The sequence below is a fragment of the Pseudomonas sp. PL-6 genome (genome assembly GCF_054110165.1).
On record NZ_CM134189.1, the window covers coordinates 4,323,312 to 4,342,158 of the forward strand.

Below are 18,847 nucleotides of genomic sequence, written 5' to 3' on the forward strand. Positions count from 1 at the left end.
TTCGAGCCGCCACGGCGGGACGAAGTTCCGCGCCAGCTTACCAGCCGCCCGGCACGCAGGCTGCGACCCAGACCAAATCCGCGGGCGTTACTGCACGCCCGGCAGCGGCCGCAGGGTCACCTCGACGCGACGGTTCTGCGCGCGGCCCTCGGCCGTGGCGTTGCTCGCCACCGGCTGGTCCGGGCCCATGCCGCGGGTGCTGACCCGGCTGCCATCGACGCCCTGGGCCAGCAGGTAGCTGGCCACGCTCTGCGCGCGACGCTGCGACAGGCCCATGTTGTAGCTGTGCGCGCCGGTGCTGTCGGTGTGGCCGACCACTTCGATGCTGTTCTGGTTGTACTGGCGGAAGGAGTTGGCCAGGTTGTTCAGCGGCGCGTAGAAGCTGCTGGCGATCTCCGCCGAATCGGTGGCGAAGGTGATGTTACCGGGCATGATCAGCTGGATCACGTCGCCCTGACGCTGCACCTCGACGCCGGTGCCCTGCATCTGCCGACGCAGTTCGGCTTCCTGCTTGTCGGCGTAGTAGCCGTAGCCGGCGCCGGCCGCACCACCCACCGCGGCGCCGATCAGCGCGCCCTTGCCGCGATCGTCGTGACCGATCAGGGCACCGGCGGCGGCACCGGCCAGGGCGCCGAGACCACCATAGGTGGCGGTCTTGTTCGAGCTCGGCGCACTCTGGTCGTAGGGGTTTTGCGAGGCGCAACCGGCCAGCAACAGGGCAGCGGAGCAGGCGGCGATCAGGGTCAGGCGGGACATGGCGAACTCTCCTTGGACGACAGCAGAATGCCAGTGTAGACAGCCCGCACGGCGCCGGGTTCAGGCGCGGATAAACGGATTCTCGCGCATCTCGTCACCCAGGCGGGTATCCGGGCCGTGGCCGGTGACCACCGTGGCGTCCTCGTCCAGCCGGTACAGGCGCTGCTTGATCGAGCGCTCGATGGTGGCGTAGTCGCCGCCCCACAGGTCGGTACGGCCGATGCCGCGCCGGAACAGGGTGTCGCCGGCGATCAGCAGCTTGGCATCGGCGAACCAGAAACTCATCGAACCCGGCGTATGCCCCGGCGTGTGCAGCGCCACGCCGCAGCCGCAGGCCAGCGCCTCGTCGTCGGCCAGCCACTGGTCAGGCGCCGGCACCGGCGTGTAGGGCACGCCGAACATGCGGCACTGCATCTCCAGGTTGTCCCAGAGGAACTGATCGTCCTTGTGCAGGTGCAGAGTGGCGCCGGTCTTCTCCTTCATCTGCCCGGAAGCGAGGAAGTGATCGAGATGGGCGTGGGTGTGGATGATGCTCACCACCTTGAGACCATGAGCCTCGAGCCGCGCCATGATCAGATCGGGATTGCCGCCCGGATCGACCACTATGGCCTTCTTCGTCAGCGGGTCGCCGATGATGGTGCAGTTGCACTGCAAGGGACCGACGGGGAAGGTTTCGCGGATCAGGGCAGTCGTTGCGGCGGTGTTCATCGGGGGGCCTCGTTGCGGTAATCGCCGGGCAGTTTACCCGTCCATTTCCTGAATGCGCGGCGGAAGTTGGAGGGGTCGCTGAAACCCAGCAGCTGGGCGATCTCGTACAGCGGCAGGTGGGTGGTGGCGAGGTATTGCAGGGCCAGGCGCTTGCGCACTTCGTCGAGCACCTGCTGGTAGCTGGTGCCCATCTGCGCCAGGTGCCGGCGCAGGCTGCGGCCGCTGGTATGCAGGGCGCTGGCGGCGCCATCGAGGTCGGGGAAATCGCCGGGGCGCGCCAGCAGCAGGCGGCGCACGCGGGTGAGCAGGCCGTCCTGCACGTCGAGGCTGGCCAGCAGCGCCTCGCACTGCTGCTCGCACATCTGCACCGTGGCCGGGTTGGCCAGGGCCATGGGCCGCTCCAGGTAGTGCCGCGGCAGGCGCAGCCAGTGGCAGGGCTGCTCGAACTGCGCCGCCACGCCGAACACCTCGGCGTAGCGCGCGGCATGGGCCGGCGCGGCATGGGCGAAACCGACGGCGAGGCCCTGCAGTTCCTCGCCGAGGAGGAAGCGGGCGATGGTGTGGATGCTGGTCAGCAGGCCTTCGGCGGCGAAGCGCGCCTGCGGCCCCATGGGGAAGGACTCCACCGCGCGTAGCTCCATGTCCTCGCCCCGCTCCACCAGCTCCAGCTCGAAGGCCAGGCCGAGCACCCGGTAGTACTTCAGGGCGAACTGCAGCGCCTTGCCCAGGTTGGCGCTGGACAGCACCGCGTAGCCGAGGATGCCGTGGGTGGAGACGTTGAGCCGCTGGCCCAGCACCAGGCCCAGCGCCGGTTCGCCGCAGCGCTCCAGCGCCGCCTGGGTGAGCAGATGGAAGTCGACGAAGGACAGCCGGCCATTGGGGCTGCCGAGCACCTCGGGGCGCACCCGCGCCGCAGCGAACAGCGCGGCGCGCGGCACGCCCAGTTCCTCGGCCAGCGCCAGCAGGGCTTCGGCGTAGGCCACCGGCACCAGTTCGGCGGTGAAATTCAGCGGTTGCTTCATGGGGACGTCTGGTTAGGCGGCTGGCCGTAAATGACCCGAATTTTGGCAGACCTTAACCTTGCCCATGGCGGAGCCACAAGCCCATAGTTGCACCATGGTCCCGCAACCGGAGGCAACAGGCATGGCCAGCACCACCCCGGAAGGCTTGCAGATCCGCCCGCGTCGGCTCGACTTCGCCCTGCCCGATCCGCTGCCGCGGCACTGGCACGGCGGCAACGCCTTCAAGAGCCACCTGTTCAACGCCATGTCGGTGCTGTTTCCCGACGGCGAGCGTTTCTTCATCGATTCGGTGCGGCTGTTCCGCGACCAGGTCGAGGACCCGCTGCTCAAGGAGCAGATCCGCAGCTTTATCGGCCAGGAAGGCCATCACAGCCGCGAGCACCTGGAGTACAGCCAGCGCTTGCGCGAACTGGGCTACGACATCGACTACCTGGAGCGTGGCCTCAAGCGGCGCCTGGGCTTCCTGCAGAAGCACCTGCCGAGCAAGCTGCAGCTGGCCGCCACCGCCTCGGTGGAGCACCTGACCGCGATCATGGCCGACGCCCTGCTGAAGGACCCGCTCTGGCTGGAAGGCGCCGACCCGCGCATGGCGCGCCTGTGGCGCTGGCATGCGCTGGAGGAGACCGAGCACAAGGCGGTGGCCTTCGACGTGTTCCAGCTGGTCAGCGGCAACCCCTGGCTGCGCCGCCGCGCCATGCTACAGAGCACCTTCTTCTTCACCCTCGACACCACCAAGGGCCTGTTGCACCTGCTCAAGCGCGATGGTCTGCTGTGGAACTGGCGGGTATGGCGCGACGGCCTGGCCTGGCTGTGGGGCTCGCGCGGCATCTACCGGCCGCTGGTGCGGGTCTATCTGGACTTCTACAAGGCCGACTTCCACCCCTGGCAGCACGACAACCTGCATCTGGTGCAGCAGTACCGCGGCGAATTCGATACGCCCGCGAGCTAGCGACCGCGCGCCTAGGGTGCGCCATGCGCACCAAGGCAGACCACGACGAACAACTGTGGCCTAGGCAGCGCCGCCCCCCCAACTTTCCACTGGCCAAACGTCGATGGCCGGATATGACTGCAACATTGGCTGTTGCGAACCTGTGCCGGCCAGCCCGCTGACGCCATAGTCGGTCGCACTTCATCAGCGCAAGGGAGCCCTTATGGCCAGCACCACCCCGGAAGGTTTGCAGATCCGCCCCCGACACATGGACTTCGATCTGCCCAATCCGCTGCCGCGCCACTGGAACGGCGGCGACGCCTTCAAGACCCACCTGTTCGACGCCATGTCGGTGCTGTTTCCCGACGGCGAACGCTTCTTCATCGACTCGGTGCGCCAGTTCCGCGACCGCATCGACGACCCGCTGCTGAAGGAGCAGATCCGCGGCTTCATCGGCCAGGAGGGCCATCACAGTCGCGAGCACCTGGAATACAGCCAGCGCCTGCGCGACCTGGGTTACGACATCGAACGCATCGAGAAGCGCGCCCGCGCGCGCATCCGCTATACCCAGAAGAAGTTCTCGCAAGAGCGTCAGCTGGCCGCCACCGCGGCGCTGGAGCACATCACCGCGATCATGGCCGACGGCCTGCTGAAGAACCCGGCGCACATGGCCGGCGCCCATCCGACCCTGGTGCGCCTGTGGCGCTGGCATGCGCTGGAGGAGACCGAGCACAAGGCGGTGGCCTTCGACGTCTACAACCAGGTGTGTGGCAGCCGCAAGCTGCTGCGCCGGGCGATGGTCATGGGCACCTTCTTCTTCGTCCTCGACACCACCCGCGGCCTGGCGCATATGCTCAAGGTCGACGGCCTGCTGTGGAACTGGCGCGTATGGCGTGACGGCCTGCGCTGGATGTGGGGCAAGGACGGCGTGTTCCGCCCGCTGATCGGCACCTACCTGGACTTCTTCAAGGACGGCTTCCACCCCTGGGAACACGACAACCTCGCACTGCTGCACGCCACCCGCGAGGAGTTCGACGGCGCGCCGCAGCCCCAGGCCAGCGCGGCCTGACACCACCCGCTCCTTTTCTCCGGCGGAAAAGGAGCGCCCTCCCCCATGATTTCCGCTCCGAACGCCGCTGCCCCTGAGGTTTCATGAGCCCCTGGATCGCTCGGGGAAAGTCCCAGATGCGGCTCGTCGCCCGCCGCCGCAGCGCTAAAGATTGAATATCTCTCTCGCCGATCGTGCGATCTCGGTATCCAGAACGTCGATCGTCGCTTGATTCTGTCGATGCGCGGCAGTGAGGCGATGCCGTCCGTCCGCGGTACGAATCCGGATCATCCCGTCCTCGTCCACAAGTTTCTCAATCGCGATAGCAGGTAGAGGCTGGTTTAGAATCAGCATGTTCACATAATGCTGAACCGCCGGCTGGTGGATGTTGTTGTCCCTCTGGGATCGCTGCCAGTTATCCCAAAGCCCTTGGACGCTCAGTGCAATGGTCATGGGCCACTCCTTGCTGTTGAGGACAGAGCACAGGGTAGAAGGCCGCACCCGACCTGTCGAAGCAGGTCGGGCCGCCCGCCGCTCTCGCAGGAGCGTCCCGACCGTGGCGGGACGCGTCAACCCAGCAGAAACCTCATCGCATCGGCCGCGCTCTGCTCGGCAATCTCCTCCATGGGAATGTGCCCGACGCCCGGGTAGGTCTTGACCTGGATGCCCGGCAAATCGCGCTGCCACAGCGGCACGTGCTTGGGCGAGATCCAGCGGTCGCGCTCGCCCCACAGCAGCAGGGTCGGCGCCTGGATCTGCGCCACCCGCTGCGGCGTGGCGTGCAGCTCCTCTTTGTTGACCTTGAGCAGCACGCGGAAGATATCCATCATGCCGCGGCGATTGCCGGGCCGGCGCGACAGGTCGTAGTAGCGGTCGACCACCCCCGGCTTGATCCGCCCCGGCTCGCCGTAGACCTCCTTGATGCCCTGGGCGATCAGCGCACGCGGCATCCACAGCGGCATGGCCAGGGTGGCGCCGGGCAGCGCGGCGGCGGCGATCATCCATGGCACCTTGGCCATGGGGTAGCCGGCCGGGTCGACCAGCACCAGCTTGCTCACCCGCTGCGGCTGGGCCAGGGCGAAGTTCCAGGCGATATAGCCGCCGAGGGAGTTGCCGGCGATATCCGCCCGCTCCACCTGCAGGTAGTCGAGCAACAGGCCGAGCACGCGAATCATGCGCTCGGCCGAATACTCGCCGTCGCGCGCCGGGCCGGTGAGGCCGAAGCCCGGCACGTCGAAACGGATGATTCGGTAGTGCGGGGCGAAGGCCTGCACCCAGCCATCCCAGGTGTGCAGCGAGGCGACCACGCCGTGGATCAGCACCAGCACCGGCTTGTCGCGGTTGCCCTCGTCGCGGTAGTGGATATTGAAACCGTCCAGCTCGATATAGCGCGAACCGCTCTCGGCACTGCCGTAGCGGGCCTTGAGGCGCTCCAGCGGCAGGGCGCCGAAGCCCAGACGGGCGAAACCGATGGCCAGGGGCGGTTGCAGGGACAGGCTGTTGGCGGACATGCGGGCACCTCGATATTGTTATGGGCACCCGTCATCAGAGCATGAGCCGGCGCCGGATACCGCCCAACCTAGGTTGAGCCGGGGCACAGCGAGGCGATCAGCAGGTCGCCGAGCACCGCCTTGGCCCGCTCGATCTCCGCGCGACTGGCGCTGCGCCCGAGCAGGTCGAGGGAGGCGGCCTCCAGCGCCCAGATCAGCGCCTGATAGACCAGCGGATCGCGCGGCGCCAGCTCCGGCTCCAGGCGCTCCACCAGCAGGCGCAGCATCTCCTGGTGGGCACGCTGGCGATGCGCGGCCAGCGGCGACTCGGCGCGCAGCGCCTCCTCCTGCATCAGACGGATGATCGGGCCGACCGCCAGGTGATAGTCGAAAAACCGCCCGACCATGGCGCGCAACCAGGCCTGCGGGCTGCCGGCCACCTGCTGCATCTCGCGAAAGCGCGCCAGCAGGAGCAGCACCGAGGTCTGGTAGATGCCCTCGAGCACCTCCATCTTGTTGGCGAAGTACTTGTAGAAGGTGCGCCGCGACACCTGCGCGGCATCCAGCAGGTCGTTCACCGTGACCTGCTCCAGGCCCTTGCGGGCGAACAGGGGAATCGCCGCCAGCTGGATATTGGTGCGCTGCAGGTGACCGATCAGCGGCCCCGCGCCGCCCTGCTGCGAGGTCAGCGCGCCGTAGCCGCCCAGGTCCTCGAACACCGCGCGGATGGCTCCGTGCTCGGCCAGCTCGTCCATGCCCTCTCCCCAACCAAGGCGCGGGTGACGCCGGTCTCCGAGCTGGGTACTCTGGAGCCGCCTCTAGCCGCGGATATTCATCGTGTCGCCCACCCTAGCACGTCGCCTGCTCTGGCCGCTGGCCATCCTTTTGCTGGTCTGCCAGGCGCCGGCCGGCGCCGCCGAGCTGTTCTACCTGGGCCAGCGCATCCCGGACATCCACCAGCCCTGGCGCAGCGGCGACTACCAGCAGCTGCACGCGGCCCTGGAGCAAATCGACAAGACCCAGGCCAATGCCCTGCCGCGGCGCAGCGGCGAATTCACCGGGCCGATCTACCAGCGCATGGTCTCGGCAGAGAACTTTCGTCCGCAGCTGAATATCTACGCGCCGCTGGAGCTGCGGCAGAACGAGGCGCGCGAAGTGCTGTTCCAGCTCAAGGAGCTGATGCGCCTGTACTTCGATTTCCGCGCCAAGCAGCAGCCCTATGCCGCCGAAGCCCTCGGCCTGATGAGCTACTCGCTGCGCCAGCAGGCCATCCTCTTCACCCTCACCACCGAGTTCTGGATGACCCTGTCGCAGAGCGAGCAGAGCAACCCGGTGCGCCTGCAGGGCCTGCAGGAGACCAAGGCGGCGGCGGCGATGCTCACCGGCAGCGCGCTGGACTACCTGGAGCTGACCCAGGCCTTCGGCCGCGACGAGCTGCTGCTGTACAGCGCCGAACTGAGCCAGCAACTGCCGGAGCTGTTCGTCCACCTGCCGGCCGAGGTGCAGGCGCAGTTGCTGACACGCATCGACGGGCTGGCGAGCGACCATCGTTACCCCCAGGTGCAGAGCAACATGGCCGAGCTGCTGCCGGTGCTGCAGATGATCCACCGGGACGTGCAAGCCAAGCTGGCGCAGCCGCCCACGCCGGTGCTCAAGGCGCCGACGCTGGATCTGTCGCTGCCGGGTTCAGCGCAATAGGCCAAGGCCCTTGGCGCGCGCCACCGCCTGGGTGCGGCGTTCGACGCCGAGCTTGCTGTTGATGTGGCGGGCGTGGGTCTTGACCGTGTGCAGGGAGATGAACAGGCGCTCGCTGATCTCCTGATTGGAGCAGCCGCCGGCGATCAGCTGCAGCACCGCCAGCTCGCGGGCGCTGAGTTTCTCGGTCAGCACGCCCTCCTCCGTCAGCGCCTCCTCGCCCTCGCCCTGTCCCGTCGGCAACTGCCCAAGCAGGGCCTCGCGCAGCGGGCAAACCGGCCGTGCGAGCAGGCGCTCGCGCAGCCACTGCGGCTGGTGCTGGAGCAGTTCGACGAAGGGCAGCAAGGCGCCTCCCTGCGCCACCTCCAGGCAGGCGTCGAACTGCTGCTGCGCCTCGCGCTCGCGCCCGTTCTGGCGCAGCAACTGGGTCAGTTGCGCCTGCGCCATCAGCCCAACCAGTTGCCCGCCCAGGCCATGGGCACGCTGCTGCAGTGCGCGCAGGCGCCGCTCGGCCGCCTCCGCCTGCCCCTGCAGGCGCTCCAGCGCGGCCTGCTGCAAATCGATATGCAGCGCCAGCTGCGGGTGGAACTCCGGCGCCACCGCCCGCCCCTGGGCACCGTAGGTCTCGCCCAGTTGCGGCAGCCAGGCCGCCGCCAGCTCGACCTGGCCCTGGCGCAGCCACAGCTCGCATTTGCTCAGGGTAATCATCGCCAGATAGTAGATCGCCGGCACGTCCCACACGTGCATCAACCGCTCGGCCTCGCCGAGCAGGGCGAAGGCCTCGGCCGGCCGGCCGCTGCGCCCTTCCAGGCCGGCCAGTACGCAGTAGCCGATCAGCACGCCGACATCGCGGCAGGCGCGCGCTTCGGCGATGCCGGCGCGCAGGCGTGGCGCCGCCTGCGGCTGCAGACGCAGGCTGAGCAGATAGCCTTCGTAGAGGGTCAGTCGCGCGCGCACCGAATAGCTGCGCTGCGCCGCCAGGCCCTGCAGCCGCGCCAGGCCCTGTCGCACTTCCTCCAGAGCGCGCAACACCTCGCCACGGGCCTGCAGCACGCGTGCCCGCTCGTAATGGGCCAGGGCCTCGAACAGCGGGTTGTCGATGCGCTGCGCCAACTCCAGCGCCTCGCGATTGAGGCCACGCGCGCGCCACAGATCGCCGCGCACCATGGCCAGGTTGGCCAGGGTGGACAGGCACATGAAATGCGGACCGTAGCGCTCCGCGGACAGGCCGGCCAGCGCCTCGGCGCATTGCCGCTCGGCCCGCCCGCTGTCGCCGCGACCGCGGGCGATCACCCCATCCAGTGCCTGCCACTGCGCCAGCAGGCTGCACTGGCTGGTCGCATCCGCCGCCGGTAGGAAGCGCCCCAGTTGCTCGAGCAGCTCCTGCGCCGCATCCAACTGGCAGGCCAGCGCCAGCGCCCAGCCATAGAGCATGATCAGCCGCGGCGTGCTGGCCAGCAGCTCGTCCGGCAGGTTGGTCTTCCAGCGCAGCAGCATGGCGACGTTCTGCTCGGCCAGCAGCTGCTCCTCGGAGAGGTTCTGCACCAGGCTGGCGGCGACGTCGGCCTGGCCGGCCAGCAGCGCCTGCTCGATGGCGGCATCGAGCAGGCCCTCGGCGGCGAACCAGCGACAGGCGCGCAGGTGCGAACTGCCGCGCGAGCGACTCAGGCCCTCGGCCGGTCGCGCGTTGAGCAGATCGGAAAACAGATGGTGGTAGCGAAACCAGCGCCCCTGCTCGTCCAGCGGCACCAGAAACACCTGGTTGGCCTGCAGCTGGCGGATGATCGCGGCGCTGTCATGGCTGTCGCGCAACGCGTCGCACAGCTCGGCGCAGAAGCGCTCCAGGCAGGCGGTGTCGTAGAGGAACTGCTGCACCTCGGCCGGCTGGCGCTCGATCACCTCCTCCAGCAGGTAGTCGCGGATCAGCCCCTCGCCGCCGTGCAGCTCGAGCCTGGCCTGCGCCTCGCTGCCCAGGTCCTCGCCGGCCAGCAGCCACAGGCGCAGGCCGGCGACCCAGCCCTCGCTGCGCTGCAGGATGCCGGCGACCTGCTGGCGTTCCAGGCAGGCGCCCTGGCTGGCCAGCAGGGCGTCCAGCTCGTCGGCGGTCAGGCGCAGATCCTGCTCGCTCAGCTCCAGCAGCTGGCGCGACAGGCGCAGACGCGCCAGGTGCCAGTCCGGCCGCTGGCGGCTGGTCACCAGCAGCAGGACGCCGGGTGGCAGGTGATTGAGGAAGAACTGCAGGCAACGGTCGAGCACCGGCCCCTGGGCCAGGTGATAGTCGTCCAGCACCAACAGCAGCGGCTGACCGCCGTCCAGTTCATGGGCCAACTCGTCGAGCAGGCCGTCAAGCCACTGCTCGAAGGCGAAGGGCTGATGGCGCTGACGCATCTTCAGCAGGCCCAGCGCCTCTTCCCCCAGGCTCGGGTAGAACTGCTGCAGGCCCTGCAGCAGGCGTTCGAGAAAACGCCCGGGATCGCTATCGCGCTCGCTCAGGCCCAGCCACAGGCTGTGCCAGTGGGTCGGCAGGCGCTCACAGAATTCGATGGCCAGGGAACTCTTGCCGAACCCGGCCGGCGCACAGACCAGCAGCAGACGGCCCTGCAACCCCTCCTCCAGACGCTGGCACAGGCGCTCGCGGGGCGTATGCCCCGCCGGTAGCGGCGGCCGGTAGAAACGGGCTTCGACCGGCGTGGCCGGCATGTAGGGGAAACTTGGCGAACGGGAAAGGTCAGTCATCGGCCAATTCTTGGAAGTCTCATGTATGCAGCGGGCGCGACCTGACCCCAGCCTAGCGGCTTGCACTGACCATTTGAAGCGCCGGCTACAGTCGGTAACGAAAAAGCCGGTTGGCAAGCGCAGCCGCTGCGGTTGCCAGACCCGGGCTCAACTGGCTGCGGTGCCGGCAATGGCGGACCAGGCTGCGCCATGTGCCCAGCCCGAGAAAGTCGGCGCGCAGCAACGAAAAAGCCGGCACAAGGCCGGCTTCTTCGTGTTGCAGGACGCGAGGGTTTAGCGCACGCCCGCCTGGCGCAGCGCCGCCGGGGTGTAGTCGCTGCCGGCTGCCTTGTAGTTGAAGTCGTAGGCCTGTTTCTCCTCGTTCTTCATGCCCAGGGCCAGGTAACGACCGGACAGCAGGTCGTACAGGGTCTCGACGGTATACCAGGGCACCTGCTTGTCGTAGTAGTACTGAGCATGAGCCTCGGCCACGCGCCACAGGGTACCGCGACCGTCGTAGTGATCGATCAGTGCGGCCTGCCAGGTGTCCTCGTCGATGAAGAAGTCACGCTTGGCGTAGATGTGGCGCTCGCCGTCCTTCAGGGTCGCGGTCACGTGCCAGACGCGGTGCAGCTCGTAACGGGTCAGGTCCTGGTTGATGTGGCCGGCCTTGATGATGTCGGAGTACTTCAGGCTCGGCGAATCCAGCTTGTAGGCGTTGTAGGGGATAAAGATCTCCTTCTTGCCGTTGAGCTGCCAGTTGTAGCGATCCGGCGCACCGTTGTACATGTCGAAGTTGTCGGAGGTACGCAGGCCGTCGGAGGCGGTACCCGGACCGTCGTAGGACACCTGCGGGGCGCGGCGCACGCGCCGCTGACCGGCGTTGTACAGCCAGGCCAGACGCGGTTCCTTGACCTGGTTGAGGGTCTCGTGCACCAGCAGCACGTTACCGGCCAGACGCGACGGGGCGGTGACGCGCTGCTTGAAGTAGAACAGCACGTTGCTTTCCTTGCTGGCGTCGAAGTCGGTCAGCGCATCGCGGAAGGTGAACTCGTCCTGGAAGTACACCAGCGAGTAGGAACCGTTGGCCTGCGGCGTGGCCTGGGTGACCAGACGACGCACGCTGCCGCCGCGGTAGCGGGTGATGTGGTTCCAGATCGCTTCCAGACCGTTCTGCGGGATCGGGAAGGGGTTGGCGGTCTGGAAGTTTTCCAGGCCGTTGCCGCCCTCGACCATCTTGGTGTTGACCGCGTTCTGCTTGGTCGCCTCGAGCACCGCCGACGGCAGGCTGGCCGAACGGTGGGTCGGATAGACCGGCATCTTGTAGCTGTCCGGGTAGCGCTTGAACATGGCCAGCTGGCCGGGAGTCAGCTTGTCCTTGTACTGCTCGACGTTCTGCGCGGTGATGGTGAACAGCGGCTGCTCGCTGGCGAAGGGATCGGAGAGGAAGCCCTTGCCGTCGACGGTGCCGGCATTGGCCGGCAGGCCGCCGGTCCAGGCCGGAATCGAACCATCGGCGTTGCCGGCCATCTCGGCGCCCAGCGGCGTCAGGCTGGTGCCCAGCTTGGCCGCTTCGTCCGGAGATACTGCCGCCATCACACCGCTGGCCAGCAGGGACAGGGTCAGGACGCCGCTTTGCCACAGAGTTTTTGTTGTTTTCATTCGCATCATGATTCCTCGAAATTCCTGGCCGCTTAGAAGTTCAAACCGAAGCTGAGCGCGACGAAGTCGCGGTCGATATTGGTGTTGTACTCGCCACCGAAGAAGTCGGTGTAGGACAGGCTGGCGGTGTAGGTGTTCTGGTATTCGGCATCCAGCCCCAGGCTGATGGCCTTGTTGCCTTCGTTGAAGGTCGGACCGTAGCCGTCCACGTCATGCGACCAGGACAGGCTGGGCTTGAGGTTCACGCCGGCGAATACGCTGTTGTAGTCGAGCACCGCACGCAGGCGGTAACCCCAGGAGGTGTTGGTGAAGAAACCCTTGTCGTCGCAGTTCTGCGGATTCGCTGGGTTGGCAATACCGGTGCAGAGGCTGTTGTCGGGGTAGGCGCCAGCGCCGAACTCAGGTGCACGGCCGAAACGCAGCTCGTTCTTGCCCAGGTTGCTGACGTGGGTGTAGCCCACCTCGCCCACCAGGGTGAGGCGCTCGGCGCCGGCAACCTGATCGACGAACTGGGTAACGCTGACCTGCGCCTGAGTCATGGGCTTGCGCACATAACCGGTCAGGGTCTCGCCTGCGCCGAACGCAGCATGGCCGCTGGTATAGATCGGCAGGTTGGTCGGCACACCGAGCCCGCCAGCCACAGGCCCCTGGGCGATGGAGGCCAGGGTCAGGTCGGTGGTATTGATCTGCATCGGCATGTTCGGCCGATAGCTCAATTCGCCGTTCACCGCGGTGGAGCCGACGTTGGTGGCGAAGCTCACGCCATGCAGGCGAATGTCTTCCGGGTATTCCAGGCCGTACTTGGCGAACAGCTCGCCTGTGGCCGGATTTTCCACCGAGTCGGGGAACAGGTAGACGCTCTGCCCCGCCTTGTAGGACAGGATCGGCGTACGGCTGTGGTAGTTCATGGTGTAGAAGCCGAACTCGGTATTGTTCAGTTCCTCGACGAACCAGCGCAGAGCGATACCGTACTGCCCGCTGTCGCGCGCGTCCTTGTCGGCCATGCGCCCCACGTACTTGTAGCCGGGGCTGCCCGGACCACCGAAATCGCTGCCATCGACGGCCAGACGATCGACGCAGCCGTCCTGCACCACATCGACGGCGAAGAAGGTGCCGCAGTTGTCGAGAACGGTCTGGTCCCACTCGAGCTGATAGAAGAACTCGGCCGAGAGGTTGTCGGTCAGGCTCTGCGACACATAGAACATGTTGACCGGGATCAGGCCTTCCTTGATCTCGGCGCCGGGACGACGGAATGCCGAGACGTCCACCGGGTTGATCGAGTTGATCGAGTTCTGGATAAAGGTGCTCTCGCCCCAGCTCACCACCTGCTTGCCGACCCGCACGCTGCCCGGCAGGTCGCCGATGGCGTAGTTGTGATAGAGGAAGGCGTCGAGCAGCTGCACGCCGGACGATTGCGCGGCGGTCTTGCGGTTGCTGTCGTCGATGTCGTAGAGCAGGCGGCTCTCGTCCTTCAGCTCGAAGTCGTACCAGTACTTGCCGCGCACGAACACACCGGTATCGCCGTACTTCAGCTCGAGGTCGTGGATGCCCTTGAAGATCTTCGAGAAGGTTTCGCCCTTCTTGAAGTTCAGACGACCGTCGTCGCCGGTCTGGGACGAGGCCTCGCCACCGTTACGACTCCCCACCAGACTCGGGTCGGCACCGCGCACCGCCCAGCTGGCACCGACGGACAGCTGCGAATCGAACTGACCTTCGATCTCGCCGATATTGAAAGTGACGCCGAATGCCGGAGCGGCGAGGGTGGAAGCGAGGCTGACGGCCAGCGGCAGTTTCGCCAGGCGCCAGTAAGGGGTTGTTTTTGTCATCGACGCTACTCCATCTATTTTTTGTTATGGATGCTTGGACTATAGCCAGCGGGTATTACTGCTTGATCCCTCGAAAGTGTGATTTGCAGCCCCCAGGCACTCTGGCTCGCCGGTTTCAAGGCCCGCGACTAGCCAAGCATGGACGTGAAACAGCAATTAGCAAGCCAAACGCTTGTTTGACTGAGCGGTCATTTCCGCCGCCCAGTCAAACCGCTACTCACAGGGTGGAGAGGAAGGCGCTGCCGGCCTCCTGCCACTGGGCGATATCGACGCGAATGCGCTTCTTGTCCAGCTTGCCGACGCTGGTCTTGGGAATTTCAGTAACAAGAGCGATCTGCGTGGGAATCGCCCACTTGTTGATGTGGCCCTGCTCGACGAAAGGCTTGAGGTGCTCCTTGAGCCCCTTGGCGTCCAGCATCTGGCCTTCACGCGCCACCAGCAGGGCGAACGGCCGCTCGCCCCACTGCGGATCGGGCACGCCGACCACCGCCACCTCGCGCACCGCCGGATGGCGGCTGATCAGATCCTCCAGCTCCAGCGAGGAGATCCACTCGCCGCCGGTCTTGATCACGTCCTTGATGCGGTCGCGGATCTCGATGAAGCCCATGCCGTCGATGGTCGCCACGTCGCCGGTATGCAGCCAGCCGTGCGCCCAGAGCTCCTCGCCCTTCTCCGGCTCGCGGAAGTAGCCCTGGGTCAGCCAGGGCGCGCGCAGCACCAGCTCGCCCTGCGCCTCGCCGTCGCTGGGCAGCAGCCTGCCCTCGGCATCCATGATCGCCGCCTCCACCAGCGGCACCGGAATGCCGGCCTTGATCCGGTAGGCGGTGCGCTCGTCCTCGCTGCCGGCGCGCAACTCCTCGTTGAGGTAGGCACAGGAGATCAGCGGGCAGGTCTCGGACATACCGTAGGCCGCGGTCAGCTGGATGCCGCGCGCCTTGGCCGCCTCGTACAGCGAGCGGTTCAGCGCGCTGCCGCCGATGATCATCTTCATCCCGCCGAAGTCATGGCCCTGAGCATTGGGTGCATTGAGCAACATCTGCAGGATGGTCGGTACGCAGTGGGAGAAATTGACCTGCTCTTCCTTGATCAGCCGGCACAGCATCTCCGGCTCGTAACGCCCCGGGTAGACCTGCTTGACCCCGAGCATGGTGGCCACGTAGGGCACGCCCCAGGCGTGCACGTGGAACATCGGGGTGATCGGCATGTAGACGTCGTCGTTGCCGAGCAGGCGAATGCTGTCCAGCGAGCTGACCGTGGCAGCCATCGACAGGGTGTGCAACACCAGCTGGCGATGGGTGAAGTACACGCCCTTGGGGTTGCCGGTGGTGCCGGTGGTATAGAAAGTGGTGGCCACCGAGTTCTCGTCGAAATCGGCGAAGTCGTACTGCGGGCTGGCGGCGGCCAGCAGGCTCTCGTACTCGCCGACCAGGTTCGGCAGCGCTGCGGTCTTGTCCTCGCCATCGGTCAGCAGCAGGGTCTTTTCCACCGTGGTCAGCTGGCCGGCGATGCCGTTGTACAGCGGCACGAACTCGCTGTTGACCAACACGAAGCGATCCTCGGCATGGTTCATGGTGTAGAGGATCTGCTCCGGCGACAGGCGGATGTTGATGGTATGCAGCACCGCGCCGAGCATGGGGATGGCGAACATGCACTCGAGATAGCGGTGGCTGTCCCAGTCCATCACCGCCACTGTGTCACCGGCCTTGACCCCTGCCGCGCTCAGCACGTTGGCCAGGCGCGCGACGCGCTCGTTGAAGGTGGCGTAGCTGTAGCGCAGCTGATCACGGTAGACGATTTCGCGGGTCTTCTCGTAGCGGCTGCCAGACAGCAGCAGGCGCTTGATCAGCAGCGGGTAGGAGTGGGCATTGGCGGCGGAAGGGATCAGACGGGTCTGCAACATGGAGTCACCTGAAGGCGCACAAGGAAGGGATGCTGCGACTCTAGAGCGGCGCCGGCGGGGCGAAATCAGCCCAAAGAATGATTTGCCGCGTGACCCTTTGGCCGCTTTCGGTCACAGGTTAGAATCCAGCCATGCAGCCGGTCGCGAAACAGGCTGCGCCAAGCCCAACTTTCGTTCGAGGTAACAACTATGTCCGACCTCGTCATCGTCAGCGGCGCCCGCACCCCCATGGGCGGCTTCCAGGGCAGCCTGGCCAGCGTGTCCGCCGTCGACCTGGGCGCCGCCGCCATTCGCGAGGCGGTCAGCCGCGCCGGTATCGCCCCGGCCGAGGTGCAGGAAGTGATCATGGGCTGCGTGCTGCCCGCCGGCCTCAAGCAGGGCCCGGCACGCCAGGCCGCGCTCAACGCCGGGCTGCCCGCCGCTACCGGCTGCACCACCATCAACAAGCTGTGCGGTTCGGGCATGAAGGCGGTGATGCAGGCCTTCGACGCGCTCAAGGCCGGCAGCAACCAGGTGATGATCGCCGGCGGCATGGAAAGCATGTCCAACGCCCCCTACGTGCTGGAAAAGGCGCGCACCGGCCTGCGCATGGGCCACGGCGAGATCAAGGACCACATGTTCCTCGACGGCCTGGAAGACGCCCGCAGCGGCCGCCTGATGGGCTCCTTCGCTCAGGAAACCGCCGATAAGTACGGCATCAGCCGCGAAGAGATGGACGCCTACGCCATCGAGTCGCTCAAGCGCGCCCAGGCCGCCATCAAGGACGGTTCGCTGGACGCCGAGATCGTTCCGATCACCGTCGCCACCCGCAAGGGCGAGGTGCTGGTCAAGGACGACGAGCAGCCGCTGACCGCCAACCTGGACAAGATCCCCGCGCTCAAGCCCGCCTTCCGCAAGGACGGCAGCATCACCGCGGCCAACGCCAGCTCGATCTCCGACGGCGCCAGCGCCCTGCTGCTGATGACCGCCGAAGAAGCGGCCAGGCGCGGCCTCAAGCCGCTGGCCAGGATCGTCGCCCACGCCACCCAGAGCCAGGAGCCGAGCGAGTTCACCCTGGCACCGATCGGTGCGATGAGCAATCTGCTGAAGAAGACCGGCTGGAACAAGGACGAAATCGACCTGTTCGAGATCAACGAGGCCTTCGCCATGGTGACCATGCTGGCCATGCGCGAACACGGCCTGGATCACGCCAAGGTCAATGTCTTCGGCGGCGCCTGCGCCCAGGGTCACCCGGTCGGCTCCACCGGCTCGCGGATCATCCTCACCCTGATCAACGCCCTGCAGAAGAAAGGCGGCAAGCGCGGCGTCGCATCGCTGTGCATCGGCGGCGGCGAGGCCACCGCGGTGGCCATCGAACTGCTGTAAGCCCGCCCATCAAGACAGAGCCCCGCAGTTGCGGGGCTCTTGCGCTCAGCGCATCTCGCTCAGCGCCAGCTTCACGCCGATGGCCACCAGCACCGCGCCCATCAGCCGATCGAACCAGTGGCCCATGCGGGCGAAGCCGGCGCGCACCCGCTGCTGGCTGAACAGCCAGGCGACCATGCAGAACCACAGCGCGGTGGCCAGCGCCAGGTAGAGGCCGTAGCCGGCCTGCACTGGCACCGGCGTGTGCGGGTCGATCACCACGGTGAACAGCGACAAGAAGAACAGCGTCGCCTTGGGGTTCAGACCGTTGGTGACGAAGCCGCTGACGAAGGCGCCGCGAGCGCTGCGCTCGCCCGCCGCCAGGCTCAGCTCGGCGCTGGCCGGATCGGCCGGGCGCGCACGCAGCGCCTTGATGCCGATATACAGCAGGTAGGCCGCCGCCAGCCATTTCAGCGCGTTGAACAGGACGATCGACTGCGACACGATCAAGCCGATGCCGAGCAGCGAGTAGGTGACGTGCACCAGGATCCCGGTGCCCACGCCGAAGGCGCTGAACAGCCCGGCGCGACGACCATGGGCCACGCTCTCGCGCACCACGATGGCGAAGTCCGGCCCCGGGCTGGCCACGGCCAGCAGGTGGATCAGGGCGACGGTGAGAAACTCGGTCCAGTACATGGTGGCTCCGCAGCGGCAGGCGAGGTCTGGTAGGCTCGCCAATCTACTCCTGCGCCCCCTCTGCGAAAAGGTACAGCTGATGAGCAACAGCGCCCGCGCCGTCTTCCTCGACCACGCCTCCCTCGACCTCGGCGACCTCAACCTGCAGCCGCTGCAGCAGGCCTTCGCCACATTGACCCTACACGCGCAGACCGCCCCCGAGCAGGTCGCCGAACGCCTACAGGGCGCCCAGGTAGCGATCAGCAACAAGGTACCGCTGACCGCCGCCACCTTCGCCGCCTGCCCCGAGCTCAAGCTGGTGCTGGTCACCGCCACCGGCACCAACAACGTCGACCTGGCCGCCGCCCGCGCCCATGGCGTGGTGGTGAGCAACTGCCAGGGCTACGGCACACCGTCGGTGGCGCAGCACTGCCTGATGCTGCTGCTGGCCCTGGCCACCCGCCTGCCCGACTACCAGCGCGACGTCGCCGCCGGGCGCTGGCAGCAGGCCAGCCAGTTCTGCCTGCTCGACCACCCCATAGTCGAGCTGGAGGGCAAGACCCTCGGCCTGCTCGGCCACGGCGAGCTGGGCGGCGCGGTGGCGCGCCTGGCCGAAGCCTTCGGCATGCAAGTGCTGCTCGGCCAGTTGCCGGGCCGCCCGCCGCGCGAGGATCGCATCGCCCTGCATGAACTGCTGCCGCAGGTGGACGCCCTGACCCTGCACTGCCCGCTCAACGAGCAGACCCGCAACCTGATCGGCGCCGCCGAGCTGGCGCTGATGAAACCGCAGGCGTTTCTGATCAACACCGCGCGCGGCGGCCTGGTCGACGAACAGGCCCTGGCCGACGCGCTGCGGCGCGGCCACCTGGGCGGCGCCGCCACCGACGTGCTGCTGCAGGAACCGCCGAAGGACGGCAACCCGCTGCTGGCCGCCGACATCCCGCGCCTGATCGTCACGCCGCACAATGCCTGGGGCAGTCGCGAGGCGCGCCAGCGCATCGTCGGCCAGGTGGCGGAGAACGCCGCAGCCTTCTTCGCCGGTGCGCCGCGGCGGCTGGTCGGCTAAGCTGCGCAGCTT

16 protein-coding genes are annotated in these 18,847 nt (G+C 67.0%); 5 read left to right on the forward strand and 11 right to left on the reverse strand.

From position 1 onward, the window contains the following. Nucleotides 1-87: 87 nt before the first annotated feature. The 3 genes from ACW9UL_RS18725 to ACW9UL_RS18735 are packed head-to-tail and all read right to left on the reverse strand — an operon-like array spanning nt 88 to nt 2,486. Nucleotides 88-756 carry a YiaD family glycine zipper/OmpA-like lipoprotein gene (locus tag ACW9UL_RS18725; protein WP_457787917.1) on the reverse strand — a complete coding sequence of 223 codons (669 nt, stop codon included), beginning with the start codon at nt 754-756 and terminating at the stop codon, nt 88-90. 60 nt (nt 757-816) lie between these two features. Beyond that, nucleotides 817-1,464, reverse strand: a complete 648-nt coding sequence (locus ACW9UL_RS18730) for an MBL fold metallo-hydrolase (protein WP_397497946.1) — start codon at nt 1,462-1,464, stop codon at nt 817-819. Further along, nucleotides 1,461-2,486, reverse strand: coding sequence for an AraC family transcriptional regulator (locus ACW9UL_RS18735; protein WP_021444366.1), 1,026 nt, complete (start codon nt 2,484-2,486; stop codon nt 1,461-1,463). Before ACW9UL_RS18735 ends, ACW9UL_RS18730 begins: the two co-directional genes overlap by 4 nt. Nucleotides 2,487-2,607: 121 nt before the next feature. On the opposite strand from ACW9UL_RS18735, the gene ACW9UL_RS18740 reads away from it, so the two are divergent. Together ACW9UL_RS18740 and ACW9UL_RS18745 are read left to right on the forward strand one after the other, a co-directional pair. Further along, complete coding sequence (locus ACW9UL_RS18740; RefSeq protein ID WP_457787918.1) at nt 2,608-3,435, forward strand: metal-dependent hydrolase; 828 nt, start codon at nt 2,608-2,610, stop codon at nt 3,433-3,435. A gap of 202 nt (nt 3,436-3,637) precedes the next feature. Continuing rightward, nucleotides 3,638-4,483: a metal-dependent hydrolase gene (locus ACW9UL_RS18745; protein WP_457787919.1), complete on the forward strand. Its 846-nt coding sequence runs from the start codon at nt 3,638-3,640 to the stop codon at nt 4,481-4,483. Nucleotides 4,484-4,627: 144 nt separating this feature from the next. On the opposite strand, the gene ACW9UL_RS18750 is transcribed toward ACW9UL_RS18745, so the two are convergent. The 3 genes from ACW9UL_RS18750 to ACW9UL_RS18760 all read right to left on the reverse strand — a co-directional run bounded on the left by ACW9UL_RS18750 (nt 4,628) and on the right by ACW9UL_RS18760 (nt 6,707). After that, nucleotides 4,628-4,915, reverse strand: coding sequence for a hypothetical protein (locus ACW9UL_RS18750; RefSeq protein ID WP_457787920.1), 288 nt, complete (start codon nt 4,913-4,915; stop codon nt 4,628-4,630). A 116-nt stretch (nt 4,916-5,031) separates the two neighbouring features. After that, a complete protein-coding gene (locus tag ACW9UL_RS18755) occupies nt 5,032-5,973 on the reverse strand; it encodes an alpha/beta fold hydrolase (protein ID WP_457787921.1) in 942 nt (313 codons plus the stop codon). 68 nt (nt 5,974-6,041) lie between these two features. Further along, nucleotides 6,042-6,707 (reverse strand): TetR/AcrR family transcriptional regulator, encoded by a 666-nt coding sequence (locus ACW9UL_RS18760; RefSeq protein WP_457787922.1) that lies wholly within the window; start codon nt 6,705-6,707, stop codon nt 6,042-6,044. An 82-nt stretch (nt 6,708-6,789) separates the two neighbouring features. On the opposite strand from ACW9UL_RS18760, the gene ACW9UL_RS18765 reads away from it, so the two are divergent. Then, nucleotides 6,790-7,650 (forward strand): hypothetical protein, encoded by an 861-nt coding sequence (locus tag ACW9UL_RS18765; protein ID WP_457787923.1) that lies wholly within the window; start codon nt 6,790-6,792, stop codon nt 7,648-7,650. Here the strand turns inward: ACW9UL_RS18765 and ACW9UL_RS18770 are convergent. The 4 genes from ACW9UL_RS18770 to ACW9UL_RS18785 form a co-directional block, all read right to left on the reverse strand. Next, the gene (locus tag ACW9UL_RS18770) at nt 7,639-10,383 is read right to left on the reverse strand and encodes a winged helix-turn-helix domain-containing protein (protein ID WP_457787924.1); all 2,745 of its coding nucleotides are present in this window, start codon (nt 10,381-10,383) and stop codon (nt 7,639-7,641) included. The two genes, ACW9UL_RS18765 and ACW9UL_RS18770, sit on opposite strands and share 12 nt — an antisense overlap. 273 nt (nt 10,384-10,656) lie before the next feature. Further along, nucleotides 10,657-12,024, reverse strand: a complete 1,368-nt coding sequence (locus ACW9UL_RS18775; protein ID WP_021442595.1) for a DUF1329 domain-containing protein — start codon at nt 12,022-12,024, stop codon at nt 10,657-10,659. Nucleotides 12,025-12,056: 32 nt separating this feature from the next. Continuing rightward, entirely contained in the window at nt 12,057-13,850 is a 1,794-nt protein-coding gene (locus ACW9UL_RS18780; protein ID WP_122108236.1) for a DUF1302 domain-containing protein, read from the reverse strand. Between the two features lie 217 nt (nt 13,851-14,067). Beyond that, nucleotides 14,068-15,750: a fatty acid--CoA ligase gene (locus ACW9UL_RS18785; protein WP_457787925.1), complete on the reverse strand. Its 1,683-nt coding sequence runs from the start codon at nt 15,748-15,750 to the stop codon at nt 14,068-14,070. 189 nt (nt 15,751-15,939) lie between these two features. On the opposite strand from ACW9UL_RS18785, the gene ACW9UL_RS18790 reads away from it, so the two are divergent. Further along, nucleotides 15,940-17,115 (forward strand): thiolase family protein, encoded by a 1,176-nt coding sequence (locus tag ACW9UL_RS18790; RefSeq protein WP_457787926.1) that lies wholly within the window; start codon nt 15,940-15,942, stop codon nt 17,113-17,115. Between the two features lie 45 nt (nt 17,116-17,160). Here ACW9UL_RS18790 and ACW9UL_RS18795 read toward each other — a convergent pair whose 3' ends face one another. Further along, nucleotides 17,161-17,790, reverse strand: a complete 630-nt coding sequence (locus tag ACW9UL_RS18795) for a LysE family translocator (protein WP_021442591.1) — start codon at nt 17,788-17,790, stop codon at nt 17,161-17,163. Nucleotides 17,791-17,869: 79 nt separating this feature from the next. Between ACW9UL_RS18795 and ACW9UL_RS18800 the strand changes: the two genes are divergently transcribed. Further along, nucleotides 17,870-18,835 (forward strand): 2-hydroxyacid dehydrogenase, encoded by a 966-nt coding sequence (locus ACW9UL_RS18800; protein ID WP_457787927.1) that lies wholly within the window; start codon nt 17,870-17,872, stop codon nt 18,833-18,835. The last annotated feature ends 12 nt before the right edge of the window (nt 18,836-18,847 follow it).